Below are 19,097 nucleotides of genomic sequence, written 5' to 3'. Positions count from 1 at the left end.
GGTTTTTCGTATGTGTGTAAAAATGCAATATGTATATAGAAATAAATATAATGGAAATAAGAAAAGAGAAGCGGAGGAGTTAGTAGTGCGTGTATTAGTGAGTGGTGGGGGTACTGGTGGTCATATTTATCCAGCTCTTGCTTTAATTAGAGAAATAAAAAAGTTAAATCCAGAAGCAAGATTTTTATATATTGGTACGGAAAATGGACTAGAGAGTACAATCGTTCCAAAAGCAGGTATACCATTTCAATCTATTGTTATAAGTGGATTTAAACGAAAAATATCATTAGATAATGTGAAAACAGTAATGCGTTTTCTAAAAGGTGTACAGGATAGTAAACGATATATTCGTCGTTTTAATCCGGATATCGTAATTGGAACGGGTGGATATGTATGTGGACCAGTTGTATACGCTGCAGCCAAATTAGGTATTCCAACTATTGTACATGAACAAAATAGTGTACCAGGTGTAACGAACAAGTTTTTAAGCCGTTATGTTGATAAAGTTGCTGTTTGTTTTGAAGCAGCTATAGAGCATTTTCCAGAGTCAAAAGTGGTAATGACAGGTAATCCACGAGCATCAGAGGTAATGGATCAAAATGGAATGAAGGGGAAACGTTCAGTTGGGCTTTCTCTTCCTAAAAAGTCTGTACTTATATTTGGTGGAAGTCGTGGGGCTAGACCGATTAACGATGCCTTCGTTGAAGCAATTGAACAGTTTGGGAACAAAAGCTACGAAATACTATATGTAACAGGTGAAGTACATTATGACAAAGTGATGGAAGCCGTGAAGCAAAAAGGGAACCCAAGCAATGTTATTATTAAGCCGTTCATTCATAATATGCCAGAGGTACTAACTGGTGTAGACCTTGTTGTTTCAAGGGCTGGGGCAACAACACTTGCAGAATTAACAGCGTTAGGAAAACCAAGTGTGTTAATACCGAGTCCGTATGTAACAAATAATCATCAGGAAAAGAATGCACGTTCAGTTGTTGATAAAGGAGCGGCAAAAATGTTACTAGAAAAAGATTTAACAGCTGAAACGCTTATTCGTGATATTGATGAGATTTTATTAGATGCACAAACATTACAAAATATGAAGCTAGCTGCTAAGCAACTAGGTATTCCAGATGCAGCAAATAAGCTGTATGAAGTAATGAATAAGCTTGTAAAAAAATAAAGTGAGGCTTTAATCAGCGGGGAGTGATTCTCTCTCGTTGATTATTACCTTTCACTAATCGGATGTTTACTGGTATCCTCATTCCGCCTAATTTCTTTGTTATCGCCTAATTTTGATTTAGGAGCTGTACTGCCCGTAAATAGAGGGATAACGTTAGGTGAACGCCCTGCATATTATTGTCATAAGGAGACTTAATATGGGGGAGATTGTCTATGGAACAATTAGTAAATGAGCTTATAGAAGCAGACGTTGGTCGTGTTTTAGTTAACGAGCCGTTAGCACGTTATACAACTATGAAAATAGGTGGACCAGCCGATATTTTAATTGTGCCAAAGCATGTAGCCGGTATTGAAAAAACATTACAGTTAGTAAAACAATACAAAACGAAGTGGACTGTAATTGGTCGCGGTTCAAACCTTCTTGTATCTGATCAAGGCATAGAAGGTGTTGTTATTCGTTTAGGAGAAGGATTAGATCACTTAGAGGTCGAAAAACATAAGGTAAGAGTTGGTAGTGGATATCCTCTTATTAAATTGTCAACTTTACTTAGTCGTCAAGGGTTAGCTGGATTGGAGTTTGCAAGCGGTATTCCAGGAAGTGTCGGTGGTGCAGTATATATGAATGCAGGTGCACATAAATCGGATATATCGAGTGTATTATCGAAGGCTCTCATTCTGTTTGAAGACGGTACAATTGACTGGTTAACGAATAAAGAACTGGGGTTTTCTTATCGGGCATCTGTATTGCAAACGAAACGTCCTGGTATTGTTTTAGAGGCGGTGTTTCAATTACAGGCGGGAAAACGTGAAGAAATTGTACGTAGCATGCAAAATAATAAAGATTACCGCCGTGAAACGCAACCATGGAATCACCCGTGTGCAGGAAGTGTATTTCGGAATCCAATCCCACATTTTGCAGGAGATTTAGTAGAAAAAGCAGGGCTTCGTGGTTATAGGATTGGTGGAGCTCAAATTTCTGAAATGCATGGCAATTTTATTGTTAATACCGGGGGAGCTTCAGCGCAAGATGTATTGTCTTTAATTGAATTAATAAAACATACAATTAAGGATAAATTTGATGTAGATATGCACACAGAAGTAGAAATCATTGGAAGATAACGGTTATTCGTTCCGCTCATTATCATTTATGTTATAATAAGAAGATAAGAACGGCATGAGGAACATGCCGTTCTTTATGTTACATAGGGGGATCGTACATGAATAATAGTAAAGTGATTAAACTACAAGATCGTGTACCAAAATTGAAAAATCAAAAGAAAAAAAACAAAAAAAATGTTAATCATCGATTGATTTTATACATATCAATTTTATTTTTATTAGTGCTCTTTTTAATTTATTTTCGGTCTCCGCTTAGTAATATAAAAAAGATTAGTGTGTTTGGAAATCACTATATGACGGATGAACAAGTAATGAAGGATTCAGGCGTGACATATGATACAAGTTATTTCCGAGTGACAGCACATAAAGCTGAAGAAAACTTAACGAAGCGAAAAGAAATTAAAGCAGTAAATGTAAAAAAACGTTTTCCAAACAATATTGATATTCATATCGAAGAATATGTAACGATTGGTTATATAAATAAAGAGGGAAAATTACAACCGTTATTAGAGAATGGAAAAACGCTTGATGTACTACCTAATGGAAAACTTCCTGTTGCAGCACCGATTTTCGAACCTTTTAAAGAAGAGAAAATGAAGGAGTTAATCGCTGAACTAGAAAAATTAACACCAGCTATTTTAAAATCTATTTCGGAGATTCGCTATTCACCAACGAATGCGAATGAAGATCATCTTACTTTATATATGAATGAAGGTTATGAAGTGAGCACTACAATTCAAAATTTCGCAAAACGTATGGAAGCCTATCCGCTTATTTTAAAAACAATTGAGCCAGGTAAGAAGGTATTAATTGACTTAGAAGTAGGTGCATATACGAAAGAATTAGGTGCGGAAGAAAAAAAAGAATAGAATGGTAGTTTTCGTTACTTATAGCAGAAAAAACGAAACTAATGTTCTATTATGTGTATACGAATTTAGAAGAATGGTTCATTTGATGAAAAATATGTAAAAATTCTTAGATTCATACTAGTATTGGTACAAGTTTCACTTTTCTATGAGTACATCTTAGTGTAGACTTATACTTGGCGGTAAACTTTACACTCGAAATAGAATTATTTCAAGATAAGCAGTTATTCATAGTTTACTGCGATATTCTTAATTGAATGCTAAATAAAAATAAGAAAAATATAGGGTTAAAAAAGGGAAACGTATAAAGACGTTGAATATTTTTCTTATAAATAGTAAAGTTGCGATTGTTGTTCCATATATTGAGTTGTATGGTATAAATAAAGAAGGAGGTGCCAAAGAATGAACAGCAATGAAATATATGTTAGTCTTGACATCGGTACATCCAATGTTAAAGTCATCATTGGTGAAATGGTTAATGACAGCTTAAACATTATTGGTGTTGGAAATGTAAAATCAAATGGTTTAAAGAAGGGATCGATAGTTGATATAGACGAGACTGTTCGATCAATTAAAAAAGCAATTGAACAAGCTGAGCGCATGGTGGGAATCCACATTGAGCAAGTTGTAGTAGGTGTCAATGCAAACCAGGTACAGCTACTTCCTTGTCACGGAGTAGTCGCTGTTTCAAATGAAGATCGTGAAATCGGGAATGAAGATGTCTTACGCGTTCTAGATGCAGCACAAGTTGTGTCAATTGCTCCAGAACGTGAGTTTATTGATGTGGTACCTCGACAGTTCATCGTAGACGGTCTTGACGAGATTAACGATCCACGCGGGATGATCGGTGTAAGATTAGAAATGGAAGGTACACTTATTACAGGCTCGAGAACTTTACTACATAACCTACTTCGTTGTGTAGAAAAAGCAGGTCTTGAAATTGTTGATATTTGTCTTCAACCTTTAGCGGCTGCAACAGTTGCAATATCTTCAGATGAAAAAAATAGAGGAGTAGCCCTTGTTGATATGGGGGGAGGATCTACAACTTTATCTATTTTTAAAGATGGAGAGTTACAAGCGACGAGCGTATTACCATTAGGTGGAGACCATATAACGAAAGATATTGCGATTGGGTTGAAAACTTCAACAGAAAATGCAGATCAAATTAAGTTGAAATATGGACATGCTTTTTATGATACAGCATCTGAAGAAGAGATGTTTACGGTTCCTATTATGGGAAGTGATCAAACAGAACAATATTCTCAGTTGGAATTATCGGATATAATAGAGGCTCGTGTAGAGGAAATTTTAATGTTTGTTCAAGATGAAGTGCGTAAGTTAGGAGTAAAGCAAGTGGCTTCTGGTTATGTACTAACTGGCGGAATTGCTTCTATGCCAGGTGTTCTTGATCTTGCATATGATATTTTACATGAAAATGTTCGTGTAGCAACTCCTGATTATATTGGTGTGCGTGAGCCCCAATATACAAGTGGAGTTGGATTAATTAAACATTCTTATCAAAAAGCTAAATTACGTGGGAAAAATGTGCAGGAAAAGCAAGAGCATTTTGAACCAGTACCAGCACCAGCACCAACGCCGGTACAACAGCAACCCACGAAACAAAAAACTCGTAATCAAAACAATAATAATCAAAATGATGACCGCATGATGTCAAAAGTAAAACGTGTATTCCGTTATTTATGGGATTAAAATTGGACACGAAAAATGAGGTTCTAGGGGGATTTCGACATGTTAGAGTTTGATACTACTCAAGATCAATTAGCGAATATAAAAGTTATCGGTGTCGGCGGTGGCGGAAACAATGCTGTAAACCGTATGATTGAACACGGTGTACAAGGTGTAGACTTTATCGCTGTGAACACTGATGCACAAGCATTAAATCTATCAAAAGCTGAAACAAAAATGCAAATTGGTGGAAAATTAACGCGTGGACTTGGTGCAGGCGCAAACCCTGAAGTAGGGAAAAAAGCTGCAGAAGAAAGTAAAGAACAGATTCAAGAAGCACTTCGTGGTGCGGATATGGTCTTCGTAACTGCCGGTATGGGCGGTGGAACTGGAACTGGTGCAGCTCCAGTTGTTGCTCAAGTTGCAAAAGAATTAGGTGCTTTAACAGTAGGTGTTGTAACACGTCCATTTACTTTTGAAGGACGTAAGCGTGCGACGCAAGCAGCATCTGGTATTGCAGCATTTAAAGAAAATGTAGATACTCTTATTGTAATTCCAAACGATCGCTTATTAGAGATTGTTGATAAAAATACGCCAATGTTAGAAGCATTCCGTGAAGCTGATAACGTATTACGTCAAGGTGTTCAAGGTATTTCGGATTTAATTGCAACGCCAGGTTTAATTAACTTAGACTTTGCAGACGTAAAGACAATTATGTCTAATAGAGGTTCTGCTTTAATGGGTATTGGTTCTGGTAATGGGGAAAATCGTGCTGCAGAAGCTGCGAAAAAAGCGATTTCTAGCCCATTACTAGAAACATCTATTGATGGAGCTCAAGGTGTTATCATGAACATTACGGGTGGCGCTAACTTAAGCTTATATGAAGTACAAGAAGCGGCAGACATCGTAGCTTCAGCTTCAGATCCAGAAGTAAATATGATCTTCGGTTCTGTTATTAACGAAGGATTAAAAGATGATATCGTTGTAACTGTAATTGCAACTGGTTTTGATGATAGCATTGCAACTCAACCACCAAAACCAATTATTCGTCCGAATGCGAACCACACGCAACAACAGCAACAACCAGTAGCTCAACCTTCAAAACAGCGTGAAGTAAAACGTGAAATGAAGCGTGAAGAGCCAGTTGTACATGAGCGTCATTCAGATTCAGATGATATCGATATTCCAGCATTTTTACGTAACCGTCGTAGACGATAAAAAAAGGAGCTTTCATGCTCCTTTTTGTTTTTTATGGAAAAGACCTGCTAAGCAGGTCTTTTTTTTTATTTCGTATATTTCAATATATTTTGTTTGTGAAAATAAGAGTATATCATTCTATGAATTTGTACTTTTATTTTTTACCGACAGATTATGTCTAGAAATCACAAAATAACAAAAAAACACCTCCGCAAATTGACACACTTTCCTATTGGATATGCATTATACTAGTCTCAACTTGAAAAAAGAGGTGAATTGTTTGGTTGTTTACGCCGACGTTGTTTGGTTGTTAAACGCCTGCATTGATTTTCTTTTGCTTTTATTAACAGCTACCGTGTTAAAAAAGAAAATCAAAAGATGGAGGCTTGTGTTAGGGGCATTTATAGGTTCAACTATTGTTATTTTTGCCTTTACTCCTTTTGCTTCTATGATGACACATCCAATTATGAAACTACTGTACTCGTTACTTATTGTGTATACAGCATTTGGGTTTACAACATTTAGAAATTATGCACAAACTGTTTTTACTTTTTACTTTGTAACCTTTATGGTTGGCGGAGGATTAATTGGAACTCATTTCTTTTTGCAAACGAATGAAATGGTAAATGGATTGGTTCAATCTCAGTCAATTTCTTACGGTGATCCAATTAGTTGGTTATTTGTTATTTTTGGTTTTCCAGTAATTTATTATTTTTCTAAAAAGCGTATTGAAAGCGTAGAGGTCACGAAAATACACTATGATCAAATTGTGAAAGTAAAAATTCAATTAGCCGAAGAAGAACTAGAACTCGCAGGTCTTATTGACAGTGGGAACCAACTTTATGACCCATTAACAAAAACACCTGTTATGATTATGCATGTTTCATCATTAGAACATTGCTTACCATCTTGGTTAACAGAACAAATTTATTCCAAAACAGAAATTCCTCAAATACCAGAAAATGATTCTGGTTGGGCGACCAAATTACGCTTAATTCCTTTCCGTGCAGTAGGGGTAGAGAGTCAATTTTTGTGGGCAATTAAGCCTGACAGTGTGCAAGTTGACCATGAAGGTAGTTCTATTGTTGTAAACAAAGTATTAATTGGATTAAATACACAACAGCTGTCTACTAATGGGGAGTATCAATGTATTGTGCATCCAAAAATGTTGATTTCGCAAAAAATGGTGATCGCTTAATAAATGAGAGGCGGGATAATATGATGAAATTAAAATTTTATTTAGTATACCTTTGGTATAAAGTATTGCTGAAATTAGGAATTAAGACCGATGAAATTTATTATATTGGTGGAAGTGAAGCGTTGCCACCACCGTTAACAAAAGAAGAAGAGGAAGTTCTTTTGAATAAATTGCCAAAAGGAGATCAGGCAGCAAGGTCATTACTTATTGAACGTAACTTAAGGCTCGTTGTATATATAGCAAGAAAGTTTGAAAATACAGGGATAAATATTGAAGATTTGATTAGTATAGGAACAATCGGCCTTATTAAAGCGGTAAATACATTTAATCCAGAAAAGAAAATAAAATTAGCAACATATGCATCGCGTTGTATAGAAAATGAAATTTTAATGCATTTACGTCGAAATAACAAAAATCGTTCGGAAGTTTCTTTTGATGAACCACTAAACATTGATTGGGATGGGAATGAACTGTTATTGTCTGACGTGTTAGGTACAGATGATGATATTATTACAAAAGATTTAGAAGCTACTGTAGATCGTCACCTTTTAATGAAAGCATTACACCAATTAAATGATCGTGAAAAACAAATTATGGAACTTCGGTTTGGGCTTGCTGGAGGAGAGGAAAAGACGCAAAAAGATGTGGCGGATATGCTTGGGATTTCACAGTCATACATTTCGCGTTTAGAAAAAAGAATTATAAAAAGATTACGAAAAGAATTTAATAAAATGGTGTGAAGAATAAGACCAGCCGTTATGTAGGCTGGTCTTATTCTATTTAGTTGTATTAGGAAAGATAATTTAAATAAAAAATCGTGAAAAAACCACATGCATAAAATCCCCTTCAAAGGAAATACTTTACACTGTACAGCAACTCCCGATAGGAGGGAACACTTTGACGAGAAACAAAGTAGAAATTTGCGGTGTTGATACAGCTAAACTTCCAGTATTAAAAAATGATGAAATGCGTAAATTATTTCGTGAAATGCAAAGTGGAGAGATAAGCGCAAGAGAAAAATTAGTGAATGGAAACTTACGTCTTGTACTGAGCGTCATCCAAAGATTTAATAACAGAGGAGAATATGTTGACGATTTATTTCAAGTTGGTTGCATCGGACTTATGAAATCAATTGATAATTTTGATTTAGGCCAAAATGTAAAATTTTCAACGTATGCTGTGCCGATGATTATTGGGGAAATACGCAGATATTTGCGTGATAATAATCCGATTCGCGTATCGCGCTCATTGCGAGATATTGCGTATAAAGCTTTGCAAGTAAGAGAAAAATTGATTGCAGAAAATTCAAAAGAACCAACAGCAATGGATATTGCAAAAGTGCTAGAAGTAACTCATGAAGAGATAGTATTTGCTTTAGATGCGATTCAAGATCCAGTTTCATTATTTGAACCGATTTATAATGATGGGGGAGATCCTATCTTTGTTATGGATCAGTTAAGTGATGAAAAACAAAAGGACGAGCAGTGGGTTGAAGAATTAGCATTGAAAGAAGGAATGAAGCGTTTAAATGATAGAGAGAAAATGATTATTAGAAAACGTTTCTTCCAAGGAAAGACACAGATGGAAGTTGCAGAAGAAATTGGGATTTCCCAAGCGCAAGTATCACGTTTAGAGAAGTCAGCTATTAAACAAATGAATAAAACGATTCAAGGATAAGGTCTCACCAATTATGGTGAGACCTTTTTATATGTAATATGGTTTGTGCTCATAGTAGGGGATTAGTGTTCATATAATGAAACTAGCATGGTGTTTCGTATAGATGGCTTCCTGTAAATATGAGAAACAGTTTCCAATTTGTCATATAAGGGAGAGGATAAAAATGGTGATACGAATTTCAGAGTTACAGATGAAGGATGTTATAAATATTTCAGATGGAAAAAGGATTGGGAATATTGGAGATATTGAAATTGATATGAACACAGGGCAAGTTTGTTCTGTTATTATTTCCAAACAGACACGTATGCTAGGTATTTTTGGAAAAGATGTTGAGATTGTAATTCCTTGGAAGGAAATTGTGAAAATTGGGGAGGATGTCATACTTGTAAGAGTAAATCCTGTTAATTCTGTAACAGAATCAATACAAACACCGACAATTTCATAAAGAATATTACAAATTCCTCTTTTTTTTCTGTTAGGATTATGAAAAAATAAAAGTATGGTAAAATAGACAGGAAGTACCATGCTTTTTTCTGTTATTTTAATTAAAAGGAGCCGCTTTATTATGAGAGAACCATTTAAATATGTGGACGGTATACTGTATTTACAAGCGTGGAAAGAACTTGGAAACATTACTGCTGGATTTACGACAAAAGATGGTGGGATAAGTACGGGCTCCTTTCATGCGATGAATTTAGGATTACATGTGAATGATATCGTGGAGAACGTTCATGAAAACAGACGCATTTTAGCAAATAAGTTACAAAAACCATTAGAAAACTGGATTTGCTCTGAACAAGTTCATGCTCATCATGTTGAAAAAGTAGGGCAACAGGAAAAGGGAAGTGGTGTCTATTCATATGAGGACGGCATTTCAAAAACAGATGGCATTTATACGAGTAATGAAGATGTTCTGTTAACGTCTTGTTACGCGGATTGTGTTCCGCTCTATTTTTATGCACCATCACATGGTATGATAGGACTTGCGCATGCTGGATGGAAAGGCACTGTACAAGAGATTGCAAAGGAAATGATTCAAAAGTGGAATGCAGAAGGTATTTCAAGTGATGAAATTCATGTTGCAATTGGGCCGTCGATCGGATCTTGTTGTTATGTTGTGGATGATCGTGTATTAACAGCAGCACAGGAAGTAGTTAGCGGTGCTGTTCCTCATCAAAAAATTTCTGACGGGCAGTACGCAATTAATTTAAAAGAAATTAATCGTATATTATGTGTACAAGCAGGCATAAAAGAAGAGCATATTGTAATGTCATCTCTTTGTACAAGCTGTGAAGAGCAACTATTTTTCTCTCATCGTCGTGATCAAGGTAAGACAGGAAGAATGTTGAGTTTCATAGGTTTTAAGGAGGAAGGAAGCAAGTGACAGTACAAGAAAATTTAGTAATTGTAAACGAAGCTATTAAAGAATCTTGCGCTCGAGCTGGACGTTCGTTGCAAGATATTAAACTTGTTGCAGTTACAAAAACTGTAGGGATTGAAAAAACAAACGAAGTAATTGAAGCTGGAATTATCGATTTAGGTGAAAATAGAAATGAAGGTTTCTTACAGAAATACGAGCATTTCGGTTCAAAAGTTAATTGGCACTTTATTGGCTCATTACAAACGAGAAAAGTAAAAGAAATCATTAATGAAATTGATTATTTACATTCGTTAGATCGTCTTTCGCTGGCGAAAGAAATTCAGAAACGTGCTGATAAGAAAGTGAAATGCTTTATTCAAGTGAAAACCTCATCTGAAGAATCGAAGCAAGGATTGGCAATAGAAGAGGTTGTTTCTTTTATTCAAAGTTTGCAAGAATTCGATAAAATTGAAGTGGTTGGACTAATGACGATGGCTCCATTTACAGAAGAAGAGGAAGAAATCAGACGCTGTTTTAAGGAATTACGTATGCTGCAAACAGAGGTGCAGGAGCTAGAGTTATTACATGCGCCATGTAAAGAATTATCAATGGGAATGTCCAATGATTACACAATTGCAATTGAAGAAGGGGCTACATATATTCGTTTGGGAACGATTTTAGTAGGAAAAGCGTAAAAGGAAGGAGAATCTTATTATGAGTTGGTCAAAAGTAAAATACTTCTTTTTTGATACACCGGAAGAAAAAGAAGCAGCTCAATATGGTTATGAAAAGGAGCAAACAGACATGAAAAAGCAGCAAGATCCACCAGAACAACAAGACGTTACGTTTCCGAAAGCGCAACCGAAGCAAAATGTTGTGAGTATTGAAACAGCAAAACAATCTTCAAAAGTTGTTTTATTAGAACCACGCACATATTCGGAAGCACAAGGGATTGCGGACCACTTAAAAGGTAGACGAGCTGTTGTAATTAATTTGCAGAGAATGTCTACTGATCAAGCGGTACGTATCGTTGACTTTTTAAGTGGTACTGTATACGCTATAGGCGGGGACATTCAAAAAATAGGACCGAAAACATTTATGTGTACACCTGAAAATGTAGATATTGTTGGTGCGATTTCAGAGTTATTCGGTGAAGAAGAAGAAACAAATATAAAGAGGTGGTAATACGCCATGACAACAGTTTTTATAGTGTTAAGTTATGCTATCGAGATTTACTCGTGGGCACTTATTATTTACATTCTCCTATCATGGTTTCCTGGTGCAAAGGAATCAGCTTTTGGAGAGTTCCTGGCACGTATTTGTGAACCGTATTTAGAACCATTCCGCCGCTTTATTCCGCCGCTTGGAATGATTGATATTTCTCCAATCGTTGCGATCTTTGCGTTGAAACTTGCTAAAACTGGTTTGTTCAGTTTATTAAGCTATTTTTTATAGTAAGAAGGTAAATACATGAGCATCTACGAACATTTTAGGCCTGATGAGGAGGTCTTTGTGGATAAAGTGCTAGAGTGGAAGCGAGCGGCGGAATACCATCAAGTGAAGTTAACGGATTTTCTTGATCCTAGGCAACAACAAATTGTTTCTATGGTAATAGGACAAGGTGATGTTGCTGTGCAATTTGGTGGTGCAACGCCTAATGCAGAGCGTAAAAGAGCACTTATTTATCCAGACTATCTAGAATTAAATGAAGAAGAATTTCAAGTAGAAGTATTAGAAATTGACTATCCTTCCAAGTTTTATACGCTAGAACATAGGCAAATATTAGGTACATTTATGTCTCTTGGTTTAACAAGAGAAAAATGTGGTGATATTTTGCTGCAAGAAAATCGTGCCCAAATTGTAGTTGCGAAAGAAATTGTATCGTATATTGAGATGAACTTACAATCAATAGGGAAAGTAAAAGTCTCTTTAGCGTCAGTGCAAGGAGAACAAATTCTACAGATAGATGAAACGTGGGGAGAGAAATCTGGAACGGTTTCTTCACTTCGTTTAGATGTTATGTTAGCTGAAATGTTACATTTATCTAGACAGAAAGTACAACCTTTCATAAAAAATGGTTTAGTAAAAGTCAATTGGAAAACAGTGGAGCAAACTTCTTATGAATGCTATCCAGGAGATGTTTTTTCTGTTAGAGGATATGGCCGAAGTAAATTATTTTCTGTAGAAGGTAGAACAAAACGCGACAAATGGAGAATTTTGTATGGTATACTAAAATGATTGGTTTTTTAGAAGGAAATCCTCCTATTTTGTCGAAGAAAAGATATAATTGAAAGAGGAAATTTAGATAACTACTTGGAGGTGGCGTTGTGCCGTTAACACCATTAGATATTCATAACAAAGAATTTGGTCGCGGATTCCGTGGCTATGATGAAGATCAAGTAAATGAGTTTCTTGATCAAATTATCAAAGATTATGAATTGGTCATTCGTGAGAAAAAAGCTTTAGAAGAAAAAGTTGCGCAGTTAGAAGGGAAGTTAGATCATTTCTCTAATATTGAAGATACGTTAAACAAATCTATCGTCGTTGCACAAGAAGCAGCGGAAGAAGTAAAACGTAATGCGCAAAAAGAAGCGAAATTAATTGTGCGTGAAGCTGAAAAGAATGCTGATCGTATTATTAACGAAGCATTAGTAAAATCAAGAAAAGTTGCTTTTGATATTGAAGAGCTAAAGAAACAAGCGAAAGTATTCCGAACTCGTTTCCGTATGTTATTAGAAACACAGCTTGAGATGTTAAACAACGATGATTGGGATAAACTAATTGAATTAGAAGACGAAGTAGATGAACTGTTGAAAAAAGAAGAAACAGTGTAAGCTTGACGTTTTTCTCATTATTACATATAATTTTAAACAACATATTTATTAAGAAAAACGAAGATAGGGATAAGTACCTTTTCAAACCTTATATAGCGAACTGAGGATGGTGTAAGCTCAGGATAAGGAGATAGTGGGAATATCACCCTGGAGTTCCGCGCTGAACAAATAGAGTAAGCGTAGGCGTGTATTCGCGTTAAGAATATAAAGAGGATTCTATACACATGTATATGATCTACTAGGGTGGTACCGCGGGAGACTTTCTCGTCCCTTTTTGGGATGAGAAGGTCTCTTTTTTATTCCGTTTTTTAAGTGTTTCTTTTATACATGTAAGGAGGAATTGAGCATGGAGTACAAAAATACATTACTGATGCCAAAAACAGAGTTCCCAATGCGTGGGAATTTACCAAAACGTGAGCCTGCAATGCAAGAAAAATGGGCTGAAATGAATATTTACGAAAAAGTACAAGAACATACAAAAGGACGTCCTTTATTTGTATTGCATGATGGACCTCCATATGCGAATGGTGACATTCATATGGGACATGCATTAAATAAAGTATTAAAAGACTTTATTGTTCGTTATAAATCAATGACTGGTTTTAGTGCGCCATATGTTCCAGGATGGGATACGCACGGTTTACCAATTGAACAAGCTTTAACAAATAAAGGTGTAAAACGTAAAGAAATGACAGTTGCTGAGTTCCGTAAGTTATGTGCAGAGTATGCATATGAACAAGTAGAACGTCAACGTGAACAATTTAAGCGTCTAGGTGTACGTGCAGATTGGGATAATCCATATATTACTTTAGAGCCAGCTTATGAAGCACAACAAATTAAAGTGTTTGGTGACATGGCGAAAAAAGGTTATATCTATAAAGGTCAAAAACCAGTTTACTGGTCTCCAACGAGTGAATCTGCTTTAGCGGAAGCTGAAATTGAATATCAAGATAAAAAATCAGCATCTATTTACGTAGCATTCCCTGTAAAAGATGGAAAGAACGTATTAGAAGGTGATGAAAAGTACATCATTTGGACAACGACACCTTGGACATTACCTGCAAACTTAGGTATTTCTGTTCACCCAGAGCTTGAATATAGCATTGTAAAAGTAAACGATGAGAAATATATCATTGCTTCTGAGCTGTTTGAGACAGTTGCAAAAACGTTAGAGTGGGAAAATGCTGAAGTTGTGAAAACAGTAAAAGGTAGCGAACTTGAGTACACAGTTGCAAAACATCCATTCTACGATCGTGATTCATTAGTTATGCTAGGAGACCACGTAACAACAGATGCAGGTACAGGTTGTGTTCATACAGCACCAGGACACGGGGAAGATGACTTCGTTGTTGGTAAAAAGTATGGATTAGAAGTACTTTGCCCAGTCGATGATAAAGGTGTATTAACAAATGAGGCACCTGGATTTGAAGGCTTATTCTATGATAAAGCTAACAAACCAATTACAGAAAAATTAGAAGAAGTAGGCGCGTTACTGAAACTAACATTCATTACACATTCATACCCACATGATTGGAGAACGAAAAAACCAATTATTTTCCGTGCGACAGCACAGTGGTTTGCATCTATTGAAGCATTCCGTAAAGAATTAATAGAAGCTGTAGCAGAAACAAAATGGGTACCAGCATGGGGAGAAACTCGTCTTCATAATATGGTTCGTGACCGTGGTGACTGGTGTATTTCTCGTCAGCGTGCATGGGGTGTGCCAATTCCAGTATTCTATGCTGAGAATGGTGATCCAATTATTACGGATGAAACAATTAACCATGTAGCAGATTTATTCCGTGAACACGGTTCTAACGTATGGTTCGAGCGTGAAGCGAAAGATCTATTACCAGAAGGATTTACACATCCAGGTAGCCCAAATGGCGAATTCCGTAAAGAAACAGACATCATGGATGTATGGTTCGATTCAGGTTCTTCTCACCAAGCGGTATTAGAAGAGCGCGAAGATTTACAGCGTCCAGCTGATTTATATTTAGAAGGATCTGACCAGTATCGTGGTTGGTTTAACTCTTCATTATCAACAGCAGTTGCTGTAACAGGTAAAGCTCCATATAAAGGCGTACTAAGTCACGGTTTCGTACTAGATGGTGAAGGACGTAAGATGAGTAAGTCGATTGGAAACATTGTCGTACCGAAGAAAATTATGGATCAATTAGGCGGAGACATTTTACGCTTATGGGTATCTTCTGTTGACTATCAATCTGACGTACGTATTTCAGATGATATTTTAAAACAAGTAGCAGAAGTGTATCGTAAAATCCGTAACACATTCCGTTTCTTATTAGGAAACTTAGACGACTTTAAGCCAAGTGAAAATGCAGTAGCTGTAGCTGAACTTCGTGAAGTAGATCGTTACATGTTAGTGAAATTAAATGACTTAATTACAAAAGTTAAAGAAGCATATGAGACATACGACTTCGCTGCTGTGTATCATGCAATTCATAACTTCTGTACAATTGATTTAAGTTCATTCTATTTAGACTTTGCAAAAGACATTTTATATATTGAAGGTGCAAACCACGAAGATCGTCGTGCGATTCAAACTGTATTATATGATGTTCTTGTTGCGTTAACGAAACTTGTAACACCAATCTTACCGCATACAGCTGATGAAGTATGGCCATACATTCCAGGCGTAACAGAAGAAAGTGTACAATTAACTGATATGCCAGAAGCTGTACAATTAGATGACGCGGAAGCGTTAAAAACAAAATGGGATGCATTTATGACATTACGTGATGACGTGTTAAAAGCACTAGAAGTAGCTCGTAATGAAAAAGTAATCGGTAAGTCATTAAATGCAAGCATTACGCTATATCCAACTGCAGAAATGAAAGCTATGTTAGAGTCTATTAGTGAAGACTTAAAGCAATTATTCATCGTTTCTGAGTATAAACTTGGTGGTATGATGGATGAAGCGCCAGCAGATGCACCGAAGTATGAACATACAGCGGTTGTTGTTGCTCAAGCAACTGGTGAAACATGTGAACGTTGTTGGGTAGTTTCAGAAACAATTGGTAAAGATGCTGAACATGAAACATTATGTGAGCGTTGTGCAACAGTTGTTAAAGAAAACTATGTAAAATAATAAAAAAAGCTGACTGCTATTGATGCAGTCAGTTTTTTTGTTGATGGCATATCAAAATCACTTTCAGACTCTTTCCTGTGAAGGAAAAATGTGTGTGAGGTAAGCAAATAAATTTCGGACACACTAACTGTACATTACAGCTAGGAGGAATGTACACGTGAATGAAATTTACATGGAAATAAAAGAAGAATTGCAATTGATGAGAAAAGAGTTGCAAGAGAGACTAGCTAAAGAAGTAATGCACAAATATGATGTCGAGTTCAGCCAAGAGCTTGGATATGAAATTAAGGAAGAGATAAAGAAAAAATTGCTATTACATGATATAAAAGAGGATTTAAAGGATGTAGAACGCGCATTATTTAAAATGGAAATAGACATGTATGGTATTTGTGAAGATACGGGGAGATTAATTTCGACAAAGCAAATGAAGACAATGCCGACTGCCCGTACGATTCATGAATTCTTTTATGAAAAGGTAAATGTATGAATACGCACAACGATATTATATTACCTTTTTTTAATTTATTTTATTCTTCTATAAAGGTTCATTGTGAAAAGGTAGCAGCTATGCTAAAATTTTGAGGTACACTGTCTTTGTGGGGGAAATGAAAATGATATATTATGTAATAGCGTTATTCGTCATTGCTATCGATCAAATATCGAAGTGGTTAATTGTAAAGAACATGGAATTGGGTACGAGTATTCCGATTATCGACAATGTATTATACATAACATCACATCGAAATAGAGGCGCTGCTTGGGGTATTTTAGAAAATAAAATGTGGTTCTTCTACATTATTACAGTTGTTTTTGTAGTGTTTATTGTATTTTATATGAAAAAGTATGCGAAAACAGACAAGCTTCTAGGTATTTCGTTAGGCCTAATTTTGGGCGGGGCAATTGGTAACTTTATTGATCGTGTATTTAGACAAGAAGTAGTGGATTTCATTCACGTGTATATTTTCTCGTACAACTATCCAGTATTCAATATAGCTGATTCAGCATTATGTATTGGTGTTGTATTAATTATTATTCAAACATTATTAGAAGGCAAGAAAGCGAAGGAGTAATTGAATGAGTGAAGTAGTACAAGTAACAGTTGCAGCAGAGCAAAAAAACGAGCGAATTGATAAATTCGTTACAGGGATAAATAACGAATGGTCACGTACGCAAGTGCAGCAATGGATTAAAGATGAAGTTGTGACAGTAAACGGGAAAGCGGTAAAAGGGAATTATAAAGTAAAAGAAGAAGATGAAATTACAGTAACAATTCCTGAACCAGAAGAGTTAGATATTCAACCAGAGGATTTAAATTTAGAAATTTATTATGAAGATGCAGATGTGCTTGTTGTAAATAAGCCACGTGGTATGGTTGTACATCCAGCACCAGGGCATACAAGTGGTACACTTGTAAATGGCCTTATGCACCATTGTACAGACTTATCAGGCATTAACGGTGTAATGCGTCCAGGTATCGTGCATCGTATCGATAAAGATACATCTGGACTATTAATGGTTGCTAAAAATGATATGGCACATGAATCGCTTGTAAATCAGCTTGTAGCAAAAACAGTAACGAGACGTTACAAAGCGATTGTACACGGTGTGATTCCGCATGATAAGGGAACGATTGATGCTCCGATTGCTCGTGATAAGAAAGAGCGTCAAAGTATGACAGTTGATGAAAATGGTAAGAACGCTGTTACGCATTTCCAAGTGTTAGAACGCTTTAAAGACTTTACACTTGTAGAATGTCGCTTAGAAACGGGACGTACGCACCAAATTCGTGTTCATATGAAATATATTGGCTATCCACTTGCAGGAGATCCGAAGTATGGTCCGAAGAAAACGTTAGATATGAATGGACAAGCACTTCATGCGGGTATTTTAGGCTTTGATCATCCTCGTACTGGTGAATATATTCAGTTTGAGGCACCGATTCCAGAAGTGTTTGAAGACGCATTAAATATTTTACGAAAATAGTATTGACAAATCATAAGAAAACTGAGATACTGACAACAGTTAAATAATGATCCTTTAACACAGCCCCGTGAGGTTGAGAAGGTAACGGTTTGAAATACTTAGGGTATGTTGTACCCTTTTTTCAAAAGTCCTCTCGCACACGCTGAGAGGACTTTTTTTATACCATTACTCTCACGCAAGAAAAAAGCTTGGAGGTGTAGAGCATGCAAGAGAAAGCTGTCGTTTTAGATGACCAAATGATTCGCCGCGCTTTAACACGAATTAGTCATGAAATCGTGGAACGAAATAAAGGTGTCGATAATTGTGTTCTTGTCGGAATTAAAACTCGTGGAATTTTTATTGCACAACGTTTGGCAGAACGAATTGGTCAAATTGAAGGAAAAGAAATGGAAGTTGGAGAGTTAGACATTACGTTATATCGTGATGATTTAACACTACAATCGAAAAATAAAGAACCACTTGTAAAAGGTTCTGATATCCCTGTAGATATTACGAAGAAAAAAGTTATCCTTGTGGATGACGTATTATATACAGGAAGAACAGTTCGAGCAGCAATGGATGCTCTTATGGATTTAGGTAGACCATCTCAAATCCAATTGGCGGTTCTTGTTGATAGAGGTCATCGCGAATTACCAATTCGCGCTGATTATGTAGGGAAGAATATTCCAACATCAAGTGAAGAGCGTATCGAAGTTGATTTGCAAGAGACAGATCAACAAGATCGAGTAAGCATATACGATAAGTAAAGCCCTTTTAAATGTAGTCCTGTGAGGCTGCCAAAGGGTCTTGGCTTTCATATGTCAAATTTGGCATACGAAAGTGTAGGACTCTTTGTGCACAGGCACAAAGAGTTTTTTTATTGCAAAGATTTAAACTGAAGGAGGAT

At 36.2% G+C, this 19,097-nt stretch carries 20 protein-coding genes and 1 other annotated feature; all 20 genes read left to right on the top strand.

The window, feature by feature from the left end:
• Positions 1-85 precede the first annotated feature (85 nt).
• The 20 genes from murG (at position 86) to pyrR (ending at position 18,957) form a co-directional block, all read left to right on the top strand.
• On the top strand, positions 86-1,180 hold the full coding sequence (gene murG, locus GBN91_RS00680; protein WP_025709060.1) for an undecaprenyldiphospho-muramoylpentapeptide beta-N-acetylglucosaminyltransferase: 1,095 nt from the start codon (positions 86-88) through the stop codon (positions 1,178-1,180).
• 212 nt (positions 1,181-1,392) lie between these two features.
• Positions 1,393-2,298: a UDP-N-acetylmuramate dehydrogenase gene (gene murB / locus GBN91_RS00675; protein WP_152121207.1), complete on the top strand. Its 906-nt coding sequence runs from the start codon at positions 1,393-1,395 to the stop codon at positions 2,296-2,298.
• A gap of 98 nt (positions 2,299-2,396) precedes the next feature.
• Complete coding sequence (divIB, locus tag GBN91_RS00670) at positions 2,397-3,167, top strand: cell division protein DivIB (protein ID WP_001065794.1); 771 nt, start codon at positions 2,397-2,399, stop codon at positions 3,165-3,167.
• A 399-nt stretch (positions 3,168-3,566) separates the two neighbouring features.
• Entirely contained in the window at positions 3,567-4,874 is a 1,308-nt protein-coding gene (ftsA, locus tag GBN91_RS00665) for a cell division protein FtsA (RefSeq protein WP_001087558.1), read from the top strand.
• A gap of 39 nt (positions 4,875-4,913) precedes the next feature.
• The gene (gene ftsZ, locus GBN91_RS00660) at positions 4,914-6,068 is read left to right on the top strand and encodes a cell division protein FtsZ (RefSeq protein ID WP_000888984.1); all 1,155 of its coding nucleotides are present in this window, start codon (positions 4,914-4,916) and stop codon (positions 6,066-6,068) included.
• Between the two features lie 259 nt (positions 6,069-6,327).
• The gene (gene spoIIGA / locus GBN91_RS00655) at positions 6,328-7,245 is read left to right on the top strand and encodes a sigma-E processing peptidase SpoIIGA (protein WP_000261975.1); all 918 of its coding nucleotides are present in this window, start codon (positions 6,328-6,330) and stop codon (positions 7,243-7,245) included.
• 20 nt (positions 7,246-7,265) lie between these two features.
• Entirely contained in the window at positions 7,266-7,985 is a 720-nt protein-coding gene (gene sigE, locus GBN91_RS00650; RefSeq protein ID WP_000976948.1) for an RNA polymerase sporulation sigma factor SigE, read from the top strand.
• 157 nt (positions 7,986-8,142) lie between these two features.
• Positions 8,143-8,922, top strand: a complete 780-nt coding sequence (gene sigG / locus GBN91_RS00645) for an RNA polymerase sporulation sigma factor SigG (protein ID WP_000197753.1) — start codon at positions 8,143-8,145, stop codon at positions 8,920-8,922.
• Between the two features lie 163 nt (positions 8,923-9,085).
• The gene (locus tag GBN91_RS00640; protein ID WP_000236750.1) at positions 9,086-9,367 is read left to right on the top strand and encodes a YlmC/YmxH family sporulation protein; all 282 of its coding nucleotides are present in this window, start codon (positions 9,086-9,088) and stop codon (positions 9,365-9,367) included.
• A 120-nt stretch (positions 9,368-9,487) separates the two neighbouring features.
• Complete coding sequence (pgeF, locus tag GBN91_RS00635) at positions 9,488-10,306, top strand: peptidoglycan editing factor PgeF (protein WP_001209008.1); 819 nt, start codon at positions 9,488-9,490, stop codon at positions 10,304-10,306.
• Positions 10,303-10,977 carry a YggS family pyridoxal phosphate-dependent enzyme gene (locus GBN91_RS00630; protein WP_000218005.1) on the top strand — a complete coding sequence of 225 codons (675 nt, stop codon included), beginning with the start codon at positions 10,303-10,305 and terminating at the stop codon, positions 10,975-10,977. Before pgeF ends, GBN91_RS00630 begins: the two co-directional genes overlap by 4 nt.
• Before the next feature lie 19 nt (positions 10,978-10,996).
• Positions 10,997-11,467, top strand: coding sequence for a cell division protein SepF (locus tag GBN91_RS00625; RefSeq protein WP_000119129.1), 471 nt, complete (start codon positions 10,997-10,999; stop codon positions 11,465-11,467).
• A gap of 6 nt (positions 11,468-11,473) precedes the next feature.
• Complete coding sequence (locus tag GBN91_RS00620) at positions 11,474-11,737, top strand: YggT family protein (RefSeq protein ID WP_000214232.1); 264 nt, start codon at positions 11,474-11,476, stop codon at positions 11,735-11,737.
• Between the two features lie 15 nt (positions 11,738-11,752).
• Positions 11,753-12,520 carry a YlmH family RNA-binding protein gene (locus GBN91_RS00615; protein ID WP_002164454.1) on the top strand — a complete coding sequence of 256 codons (768 nt, stop codon included), beginning with the start codon at positions 11,753-11,755 and terminating at the stop codon, positions 12,518-12,520.
• Positions 12,521-12,609: 89 nt separating this feature from the next.
• The gene (divIVA, locus tag GBN91_RS00610; RefSeq protein ID WP_001131611.1) at positions 12,610-13,116 is read left to right on the top strand and encodes a septum site-determining protein DivIVA; all 507 of its coding nucleotides are present in this window, start codon (positions 12,610-12,612) and stop codon (positions 13,114-13,116) included.
• Positions 13,117-13,167: 51 nt separating this feature from the next.
• Positions 13,168-13,391 (top strand) — a binding site (T-box leader).
• 71 nt (positions 13,392-13,462) lie between these two features.
• Positions 13,463-16,228, top strand: coding sequence for an isoleucine--tRNA ligase (ileS2, locus tag GBN91_RS00605; protein ID WP_000455951.1), 2,766 nt, complete (start codon positions 13,463-13,465; stop codon positions 16,226-16,228).
• A gap of 157 nt (positions 16,229-16,385) precedes the next feature.
• On the top strand, positions 16,386-16,715 hold the full coding sequence (locus GBN91_RS00600; RefSeq protein WP_001002955.1) for a TraR/DksA C4-type zinc finger protein: 330 nt from the start codon (positions 16,386-16,388) through the stop codon (positions 16,713-16,715).
• Between the two features lie 124 nt (positions 16,716-16,839).
• On the top strand, positions 16,840-17,298 hold the full coding sequence (lspA, locus tag GBN91_RS00595; RefSeq protein WP_000642180.1) for a lipoprotein signal peptidase LspA: 459 nt from the start codon (positions 16,840-16,842) through the stop codon (positions 17,296-17,298).
• A 4-nt stretch (positions 17,299-17,302) separates the two neighbouring features.
• Positions 17,303-18,211: an RluA family pseudouridine synthase gene (locus GBN91_RS00590; RefSeq protein ID WP_000005833.1), complete on the top strand. Its 909-nt coding sequence runs from the start codon at positions 17,303-17,305 to the stop codon at positions 18,209-18,211.
• A gap of 203 nt (positions 18,212-18,414) precedes the next feature.
• The gene (gene pyrR / locus GBN91_RS00585; protein ID WP_001156491.1) at positions 18,415-18,957 is read left to right on the top strand and encodes a bifunctional pyrimidine operon transcriptional regulator/uracil phosphoribosyltransferase; all 543 of its coding nucleotides are present in this window, start codon (positions 18,415-18,417) and stop codon (positions 18,955-18,957) included.
• The last annotated feature ends 140 nt before the right edge of the window (positions 18,958-19,097 follow it).

It is taken from the genome of Bacillus sp. B1-WWTP-T-0.5-Post-4 (assembly GCF_009183795.1).
GTDB classification, from domain to species: Bacteria; Bacillota; Bacilli; order Bacillales; family Bacillaceae_G; genus Bacillus_A; species Bacillus_A cereus.
This window is presented reverse-complemented; position numbering and strand designations above follow the sequence as displayed.

What these genes read in the sequence shown, in the direction of transcription:
- murB (WP_152121207.1), top strand. Translation starts at nt 1,393, where the DNA reads ATGGAACAATTAGTAAATGAGCTTATAGAAGCAGACGTTGGTCGTGTT.
- divIB (WP_001065794.1), top strand. Translation starts at nt 2,397, where the DNA reads ATGAATAATAGTAAAGTGATTAAACTACAAGATCGTGTACCAAAATTG.
- ftsA (WP_001087558.1), top strand. Translation starts at nt 3,567, where the DNA reads ATGAACAGCAATGAAATATATGTTAGTCTTGACATCGGTACATCCAAT.
- ftsZ (WP_000888984.1), top strand. Translation starts at nt 4,914, where the DNA reads ATGTTAGAGTTTGATACTACTCAAGATCAATTAGCGAATATAAAAGTT.
- sigE (WP_000976948.1), top strand. Translation starts at nt 7,266, where the DNA reads ATGATGAAATTAAAATTTTATTTAGTATACCTTTGGTATAAAGTATTG.
- GBN91_RS00640 (WP_000236750.1), top strand. Translation starts at nt 9,086, where the DNA reads ATGGTGATACGAATTTCAGAGTTACAGATGAAGGATGTTATAAATATT.
- pgeF (WP_001209008.1), top strand. Translation starts at nt 9,488, where the DNA reads ATGAGAGAACCATTTAAATATGTGGACGGTATACTGTATTTACAAGCG.
- GBN91_RS00625 (WP_000119129.1), top strand. Translation starts at nt 10,997, where the DNA reads ATGAGTTGGTCAAAAGTAAAATACTTCTTTTTTGATACACCGGAAGAA.
- GBN91_RS00620 (WP_000214232.1), top strand. Translation starts at nt 11,474, where the DNA reads ATGACAACAGTTTTTATAGTGTTAAGTTATGCTATCGAGATTTACTCG.
- GBN91_RS00615 (WP_002164454.1), top strand. Translation starts at nt 11,753, where the DNA reads ATGAGCATCTACGAACATTTTAGGCCTGATGAGGAGGTCTTTGTGGAT.
- ileS2 (WP_000455951.1), top strand. Translation starts at nt 13,463, where the DNA reads ATGGAGTACAAAAATACATTACTGATGCCAAAAACAGAGTTCCCAATG.
- lspA (WP_000642180.1), top strand. Translation starts at nt 16,840, where the DNA reads ATGATATATTATGTAATAGCGTTATTCGTCATTGCTATCGATCAAATA.
- GBN91_RS00590 (WP_000005833.1), top strand. Translation starts at nt 17,303, where the DNA reads ATGAGTGAAGTAGTACAAGTAACAGTTGCAGCAGAGCAAAAAAACGAG.
- pyrR (WP_001156491.1), top strand. Translation starts at nt 18,415, where the DNA reads ATGCAAGAGAAAGCTGTCGTTTTAGATGACCAAATGATTCGCCGCGCT.